The sequence below is a fragment of the Variovorax boronicumulans genome, assembly GCF_029892485.1.
In the GTDB taxonomy this organism is placed as follows: Bacteria; Pseudomonadota; Gammaproteobacteria; order Burkholderiales; family Burkholderiaceae_C; genus Variovorax; species Variovorax boronicumulans_B.
Genome location: NZ_JARXVG010000024.1, coordinates 22,605 through 29,583, shown reverse-complemented (window position 1 = coordinate 29,583; position 6,979 = coordinate 22,605). Strand labels below are relative to the sequence as shown.

The following is a 6,979-nucleotide window of genomic DNA, read 5'->3' as shown; positions in this document are numbered from 1 at the left end:
ATCGCACCCGAGCTGATCGCGCCCTTCGGCGGCGTCAAGCAGTCGGGCATCGGCAGGGAGTTCGGCGTCTTCGGCATGGAGGCATTCCTGGAGCCCAAGACCATTGCCTTTGTGAACAGCCTTGCGCAGGCGGACCCGCATGCGGCGTGAACAAGATCGCTTCCAAAACGGCGCCAACCATTTTTTATATCCTCAATGTGAATAAGGAACAGCAGTGAAAGCAGTTGTGATGAACCAAACCGGCGATGTCGGCGTGTTGGCTTATGTGGATCAGCCGGACCCGGTACCCGCCCCTGGGATGGTGCTAGTGCAGATCGCCGTTGCCGGCGTCAACTTCATGGACATCGGCGTGCGCCAGGGCATGGCATGGACTGAAATGCCCAATCCGAAGACCCTGGGCGTCGAGGGCGCTGGCCGCGTGCTGGCCGTGGGCGAAGGTGTCGACGGCATCGCGGTCGGTCAACGTGTGGCATGGGTCTATGCACCCGGCAGCTATGCGCAGAAGATCGCCATCCCGGCTGATTCGCTGGTGTCCATCCCCGACGGTATCGACGATAAGACCGCCGCCTCGGTGATGATGCAAGGCCTGACCGCCAGCCATTTCGCCACCGATTTTTATCCAGTCCAGCCGGGCGATATCGCTTTTGTCTACGCAGCTGCCGGTGGCCTCGGACTGCTGCTGACCCAGATCATCAAGCTCCGCGGTGGGCAGGTGATTGGCCGCGTCTCTTCGCGCGAAAAAGAGGCAGCGGTCAGGGCGGCCGGCGCGGATCACGTGATCGTCGACATCGACGGCAAGTTCGTCGAAAAGGCGAGACAACTGTCCGGCGGCGAAGGTGTGCACGTCGTGTTCGACGGCTCCGGCCCCAGCACATTCCAAGGGTCGCTGGACGTGCTTCGTCGCTCAGGAACCTTTTGCTGGTACGGCCCGGTACTCGGCGGGCCCGGTCCGATCGACATCATGAGTCTGCCCAAGAGTATCAAGCTGGGCTACGCGGTGTTCTTCGATCACATCCATACGCCGAATCTTTTGCGCGCGCGCTCGGCGCGACTGTTCGAATGGATCGAAGAAGGCAAGCTGAAGGTGCATGTCGGCGGCATCTATCCGCTGGCCGACGCCGCCAAGGCCCACGCCGACATGGCGAGCCGCGCGACTACCGGCAAGCTGCTGCTCATGCCCTGATTCCGAAGCCGCCCGACATCGGCACTTGAACCCTCCACTCCACCAATAAAACATCATGACAACCATCACCACCCAAGACGGCACCGAGATTCACTACAAGGACTGGGGTAGTGGCCAGCCTATCGTCTTCAGCCATGGCTGGCCCCTGTCCTCACAAGCCTTCGAAGATCAGATGTTCTTTCTCGCGTCGAACGGCTTCCGCTGCATCGCTCACGACCGCCGTGGTCATGGCCGCTCCGGTCAACCCTGGCAGGGCAACGACATGGACACCTACGCAGACGATTTGTCGGAATTGGTGCAGGCGCTCGACCTGAAGGATGCGATTCATGTCGGTCATTCGACCGGCGGCGGCGAAGTCGCGCGATACATCGGGCGCCACGGCACCGCGCGCGTCGCCAAAGCGGTGCTCATCGGCGCCGTACCGCCGCTGATGGTCAAGACACCGTCCAACCCCGGCGGCACGCCCATTGAGGCCTTCAACCAGATCCGCGCCAACGTGGTGGCCGACCGATCGCAGTTCTGGAAGGACCTGAGCCTGCCTTTCTACGGCTACAACCGTGCAGGCGCCAAGGTGTCCGAAGGCGTACGCGAATCGTTCTGGTTGCAGAGTATGGCTGCGGGCATGCCGGCGTCATACTTCTGCGTAAAGGCGTTCTCGGAAACCGACCTCAGCGAAGACCTGAAGAAAATCGACGTCCCCACACTGATCCTGCACGGAGACGACGACCAGATCGTGCCGATCGCCGACTCTGCATTGCTATCGGCCAAGCTTGTGAAAAACGCCATACTGAAAGTCTACAAAGGCGCGCCGCACGGCATGTGCACGACCCACAAGGACGAAGTCAACGCCGATTTGCTGGCATTCGCAAAGGCCTAGAAGGCGACATCTAGAAATCGCTATCTCTGCAGCTCAGGCTCGACCGGCGACAGCATCCCGACCCGGGAGCGGTCGCGCGTCACGAAGCTCATGGCAAACATGACCAGCATGTTCAGGGCCAAACCAACGATGCCGAGGTTCAGATCATGAACCCATGTGGGCGCAGCGGGGATCAAGGCCTTCATCGTGAGCCCGGCCAGTACGCTGCTGGTAACGAAAGCCACGCCGGCAAGGACGCCAGCGATGGCGCCGCAACGATTGACCACAGTGCTCCGGGCAATGGCGAACCAGAGCGCCGGCGCGAGTTGGGTCACAAGACCAAAGCCAGTGAGCAGCAGAGACACCATGTTGGCTCCGCCGGCCAAGGTGAGCGAGACGGCCACCAGAACCAGCAACAGCGTCGCACCCCTGGAAACGATCGAAAGGTGAGCATCACTGCTGGCCGGACGCAATGGGCGGTATAGATCGCGTGCGATCAGCGTTGCGGCAGAGACCAACATGATGGAGCCTGGAACGATCGCCGTAAGCATGCCGGCGGCGCCGATCACGCCGACAACCCAGGGGTCTAAAGTCTGGATCGCGAGCTTGAGCAGCGCCAGATCGACCTGGTCGCCAGTGAGCGCGGGTATCTGCAGCACCGCTGCAAATCCGGCGAACATCGAAAATAGCATTACCAGCGAATAGAGCGGCATCACCATCGCATTGAGCCGGAAGCTGCGCTCACCTCTCGCAGTGAATATCGCGCTGAAAGCATGAGGCCAAAGGTACATACCTAGCGTGGACAGCACCACAGTGGATCCGAACCATGCGGCACTTTTTCCAGTCGCAGGCAGCGCCAGAAAACCGGGCCGGTACTGCTCAATGCGCATGAACATTTCCCCTAACCCGCCGTAGTGGTGATATGGCAGATACAGCCCCAAAAACACGCAGACCGCCAGCACCAGGATGTCTTTGAGTGCGGCTGTGCTGGCAGAGCCATGCATGCCTGACAGGATCACGTACACCGTCATGGCCGCCGCACCGATCCAGACCGCCGACCACTGCGTCAGGCGCCCGTAGGAAGTGAGTTCCATGATGATGCCCAGCCCCTTGAACTGAACAACCAGATAGGGCACGAGGGCGAGCAGCGCAACAGCGGCCACCACAAAGCCAAGCACCGGGCTGTTGTAGGCCTTGGCGAAGAATTCAGGCTGCGTCAGCACACCGTGTTGTTGGGCGAAGCGCCAGATGGAGGGCAGAAGCCAATACGACAGCACGAAGGCCAGGCAAGAGTAGGCCATGATGTACAAGGCCGCGCCGCCATGGCCGTATGCAAAGCCACTGGCCCCCAGGAAGGTGAATGTGGTGTACAGCTCGCCAGCCATGAGCACAAACACGAGGGGGCCGGAAAAGCGGCGTCCGCCCACGCTCCACTGCTCCAAGTCCATCCGCACGCCGGACCGGGCATGCATGCCGACGAGCAGAACGCTAAGGAGGGTCAACGAGATGATGACAAGCGCGGAATTCATCAAGGGGTGCGACGGCGAGAAGCAAAAACGGTGGGGGGAGTAGCTACGGTGCGTCGTTGGCGGGATCGAGCCAAAAGACCAATCCCATGACGGCAGCAGTCGCCAGCACGGAGCCGATGGTCCATGCCAGGAAGAATGGGAGTCCAAGCACGAAGGGCTGAACCCGTGCGGCGAAGGGTGCACCGCACAGGAACAGCAGGAATGGGATCAGGGCGAGCCAGTGATGCGGTTTCATTGGTCGCCCAGGCGATGGCCTATCCGCGATGCCGTGCAGGAAAGCTTCAGACTTTTGGATATGCACATAAGCACTATCTGTTTGCGGTCGGTGGCCAAGACGTTTTTCAGCCAGCTTTCGATGCTGTGAGTTATCGTCCGGTCGTGCGAGTTAAAAGTTGAAAATCGGTGCAAATCCGCGTATTCCAGGGCGCGGTATCGCGAGTCAGGAACCGTCGAAATGGGGCTGAAAGCGACGATTTTTGTTTAATCGCCAGAGTAGATTGCGCGTGTCTGCCGTAAGGAGGCCGCCCGCTCCCCTCCTGTGAAACCCTTGCAAAACGACGCAAACACGCCGTGGTGTCTTTCTAAATCCGGGCAAGGTTCGAATTATGGAACTGGCCCCGTTTTATCGGCCAAGGCAAGCTGCTCGAGCTTCCTTGGAAGGGTTGGTTGGGAACGGACCGGATTGCTGGGTCGCTCCCGCCTTCCGGGCGCACCTTGCATATGCCCTTGTATCTGCCCGAGAACCCCACGGTACGTTTCACGGCCGGGCGGATTTCAGTCGGCGTCGCGCGGGCGCGTGCGCATTTCCTTCGCCAGGCGCTTCCACGGCAGCTGCGACGGATCGGCGATGAACGGCCCGGGCGATCGCACCACGAGGATCTCTTCGGCCATCGCGGCGAAGTCGGCTCGGAAATGCACGGAGCTCTTGTTCACGAGGATCTTCATCCGCTCGGGCTCGATGCCGACGGTGCGGTACATGTTGCGGTCGAGCAGTTGCGCCTTGGCCGAACTCACCGCGATGCGCACGCCGCCGATGCGAAGGCACGCCATCGGCCCGAGGTCGGAGGCCTTGCCGTTCATCATCGGGCCGCCGTAGACGAACTTGCCGTCGGCAAGCGCTTCGACCTGGAAGGAACCGCGCAGTGGCGCATCGCCCTCGACCTGCGGACAGCCGCCGAGGCCGATGTCGATCCATGCGCCCACGCCCGCCTCGTGAGCCGCGGCAGCGGAGGCAGGGTCGCAGATGAGGCCGAGCGCCGCGTCCTGTGCGCCGTGCCTGAGCAGCGCGCGCAACAGCCCCGTGGTGTTCGAGTCGCCGCCGACGCCGGGGTTGTCCTGCGTGTCCGCGAGGATCACGGGGCGTTTGGCCGTCTGCGCGACCTGCATCGCGCGCAGCACCGCCGCATCGGGTTCCTCGAAGTGCACAGACCATTGGTGCTCGGGATGGCAGATGCGGGAGAACAGCGCATCGATGGCGCGCTCGATACGCGCCGCATCGAAGCCGTAGCCCCAGACCACCGGGCCGCACTCCGCGAAATCGGAGGCCGGAAAACCCGGTGCGAACGAGAGCGAGAGCACGCCGTCCTTCTCCAGTTCTTCGAGCAGGTCGTACACGCCGCGCGCGGGCTGCATCATAGTGGACATGCTGTTCACCGGAATGAGGAACGGCACACGCCGTGCCACACGGTGCGCCGGCCTGTCGCTGCCGGTGAGCGCAAGCAGCAACTCCCCCGCCCGCCGGCCCGTGTCGGCCATGTCGATGTGCGGATAGGTGCGGTAGGCCACCAGCGCGTCCGCGAGCGAGAGCATCTGCGTGGTGACGTTGGCATGCGAATCGAGCGACACCACGATCTTCATCTGCGGCCCCACCACTGCACGGATGCGCGCGAGCAGCTCGCCTTCGCCGTCATCGAGGTGCTGCGCGACCATCGCACCGTGCAGGTCGAGGTAGATCGCATCGAACGACGCCGTCCTCACGGCCTCGACGATCTCGCCGGCGATGCGCTCGTAGGCATCGGTGGTCACATGCGCCGAAGCACCCGCGCCGGCCCAGATGACGGGCGTGACGGCATGACCCTTCTCGCGCACGAAGTTGATGAAGCCGCTCGCGGGCAGGTTGACGTTGAGCAGGCCGAAGAGCCCTTCGTCTCGCACGAGCCCCGGAAAATCTTCGCCGCGCACGAAGCTGTCGTACGAGGCCATGGTGGGCGCGAAGGTGTTGGTCTCATGCTGGAAACCGGCGACGAGGATGTTCATCATCATTGGGCAGTCAGTTGAATGGATCGGGCCATCTTCTTGAACTTCTCCGTCTCCTCGACGTAGAACTTCGCGGAAGCGGCAAGGGGTTGCGGCTTCATCGGCACCGTGCCAGAGAGCGCGAGCGCCTTGACCATCTCGGGCGACTGGATGGCCTGCTGCGAGGCCTCCAGCAGCACGCGCAGCCGGTCTTCCGGAATGCCCGCTTTCGCCATCACGGCCAGCCAGATGGAGTGCACGAACTCGCTCTTTTTCGCGATGCCGCTCTCGGAGATGGCGGGCACATCGGGCAGCGTGCGCATGCGCTGGGTGTCGAGCACGTTGATGGCCTTGATCTTGTGGCTCTCGAGCAGCTGGATCGATGCGCCCAGGTTCGGCAGGATGGTGATGTCGATCTGCTGGCCGACCAGGTCCTGCATCATCGGCGTGGCGCCCTTGTAAGGCACGTGCAGCAGCTTGGCGCCTGTGGTCTGCGCGAGGTATTCGGAGACGATGTGGTACATCGATCCGTGCCCCGGGCTGCCGAAGGTGAGGCTCTGGCTGCCGGGCTTCTTCGCGGCGGCGATGAGTTGCTCGAGCGACGCATACGGCAGGTCGTTGCGCGCCATCACCACCAGCGGATGCGTGGAGATCGGTGCGATCAGCGCGAGCTCTTCGGGCTTGTATTTCGCCGATGCATTGGACAGTGGCGCGAGGATCGCCTCGTTGGGCGAACCCATGATGAGCGTGTAGCCGTCGGCCGGCTTGCTCAAGAGGCGCTGCACGGCGAGCGCGCCGCCGGCGCCCGGCAGGTTCTCGATGATGAGCGGCTGGCCGAGCGCCTTCGCCATCGACGGCTGCATGGCGCGTGCAAGCACGTCGGCGGGGCCGCCGGGCGGGAACGCGACAAGCATGGTCACCGGCTTGGAGGGGAAGGTCTCCGCGGCGAGCGCCGGGCCGGCGGTCGTTGCGTTGACGAGAAGCGCAGCCGCAAGGGCAGCGATGCCCGCGAAGGCGCGGGCGATGGGGGTCTGCCGAATGTCTCTCATGAGGTCCTCTTCTTTCCAGACTGCGTGGGGCGATGGACGCGGGGAATCGCGTTGAACAAATTGTTCGGCGTAGCATTTGTTCGAGCAACAGCAACTTTTTGACCACTTCGTTGCCCATCAGGCAACG

General features: G+C 62.6%; 7 protein-coding genes. 3 read left to right on the top strand and 4 right to left on the bottom strand.

All coding sequences use genetic code 11. The features are described 5' to 3' along the window. The 3 genes from M2282_RS30435 to M2282_RS30425 all read left to right on the top strand — a co-directional run. A partial coding sequence (locus M2282_RS30435; protein WP_280812502.1) for an aldehyde dehydrogenase family protein occupies window positions 1-150 on the top strand: 150 nt, incomplete at its 5' end. 79 nt (window positions 151-229) lie between these two features. Beyond that, the gene (locus M2282_RS30430) at window positions 230-1,183 is read left to right on the top strand and encodes a quinone oxidoreductase family protein (protein ID WP_280812500.1); all 954 of its coding nucleotides are present in this window, start codon (window positions 230-232) and stop codon (window positions 1,181-1,183) included. 55 nt (window positions 1,184-1,238) lie between these two features. Further along, entirely contained in the window at window positions 1,239-2,060 is an 822-nt protein-coding gene (locus tag M2282_RS30425; RefSeq protein ID WP_280812499.1) for an alpha/beta fold hydrolase, read from the top strand. Between the two features lie 20 nt (window positions 2,061-2,080). On the opposite strand, the gene M2282_RS30420 is transcribed toward M2282_RS30425, so the two are convergent. The 4 genes from M2282_RS30420 to M2282_RS30405 form a co-directional block, all read right to left on the bottom strand. After that, the gene (locus M2282_RS30420) at window positions 2,081-3,568 is read right to left on the bottom strand and encodes a sodium:solute symporter family protein (RefSeq protein WP_280812498.1); all 1,488 of its coding nucleotides are present in this window, start codon (window positions 3,566-3,568) and stop codon (window positions 2,081-2,083) included. Window positions 3,569-3,611: 43 nt separating this feature from the next. Continuing rightward, window positions 3,612-3,803 (bottom strand): DUF3311 domain-containing protein, encoded by a 192-nt coding sequence (locus M2282_RS30415; protein WP_280812497.1) that lies wholly within the window; start codon window positions 3,801-3,803, stop codon window positions 3,612-3,614. 539 nt (window positions 3,804-4,342) lie between these two features. After that, on the bottom strand, window positions 4,343-5,824 hold the full coding sequence (locus tag M2282_RS30410; protein WP_280812496.1) for a M81 family metallopeptidase: 1,482 nt from the start codon (window positions 5,822-5,824) through the stop codon (window positions 4,343-4,345). Between the two features lie 2 nt (window positions 5,825-5,826). Then, window positions 5,827-6,852, bottom strand: a complete 1,026-nt coding sequence (locus M2282_RS30405) for a tripartite tricarboxylate transporter substrate binding protein (RefSeq protein ID WP_280812495.1) — start codon at window positions 6,850-6,852, stop codon at window positions 5,827-5,829. Window positions 6,853-6,979 lie beyond the last annotated feature (127 nt).

What these genes read in the sequence shown, in the direction of transcription:
- M2282_RS30425 (WP_280812499.1), top strand. Translation starts at nt 1,239, where the DNA reads ATGACAACCATCACCACCCAAGACGGCACCGAGATTCACTACAAGGAC.
- M2282_RS30405 (WP_280812495.1), bottom strand. Translation starts at nt 6,852, where the DNA reads ATGAGAGACATTCGGCAGACCCCCATCGCCCGCGCCTTCGCGGGCATC.
- M2282_RS30415 (WP_280812497.1), bottom strand. Translation starts at nt 3,803, where the DNA reads ATGAAACCGCATCACTGGCTCGCCCTGATCCCATTCCTGCTGTTCCTG.
- M2282_RS30420 (WP_280812498.1), bottom strand. Translation starts at nt 3,568, where the DNA reads ATGAATTCCGCGCTTGTCATCATCTCGTTGACCCTCCTTAGCGTTCTG.
- M2282_RS30430 (WP_280812500.1), top strand. Translation starts at nt 230, where the DNA reads ATGAACCAAACCGGCGATGTCGGCGTGTTGGCTTATGTGGATCAGCCG.
- M2282_RS30410 (WP_280812496.1), bottom strand. Translation starts at nt 5,824, where the DNA reads ATGAACATCCTCGTCGCCGGTTTCCAGCATGAGACCAACACCTTCGCG.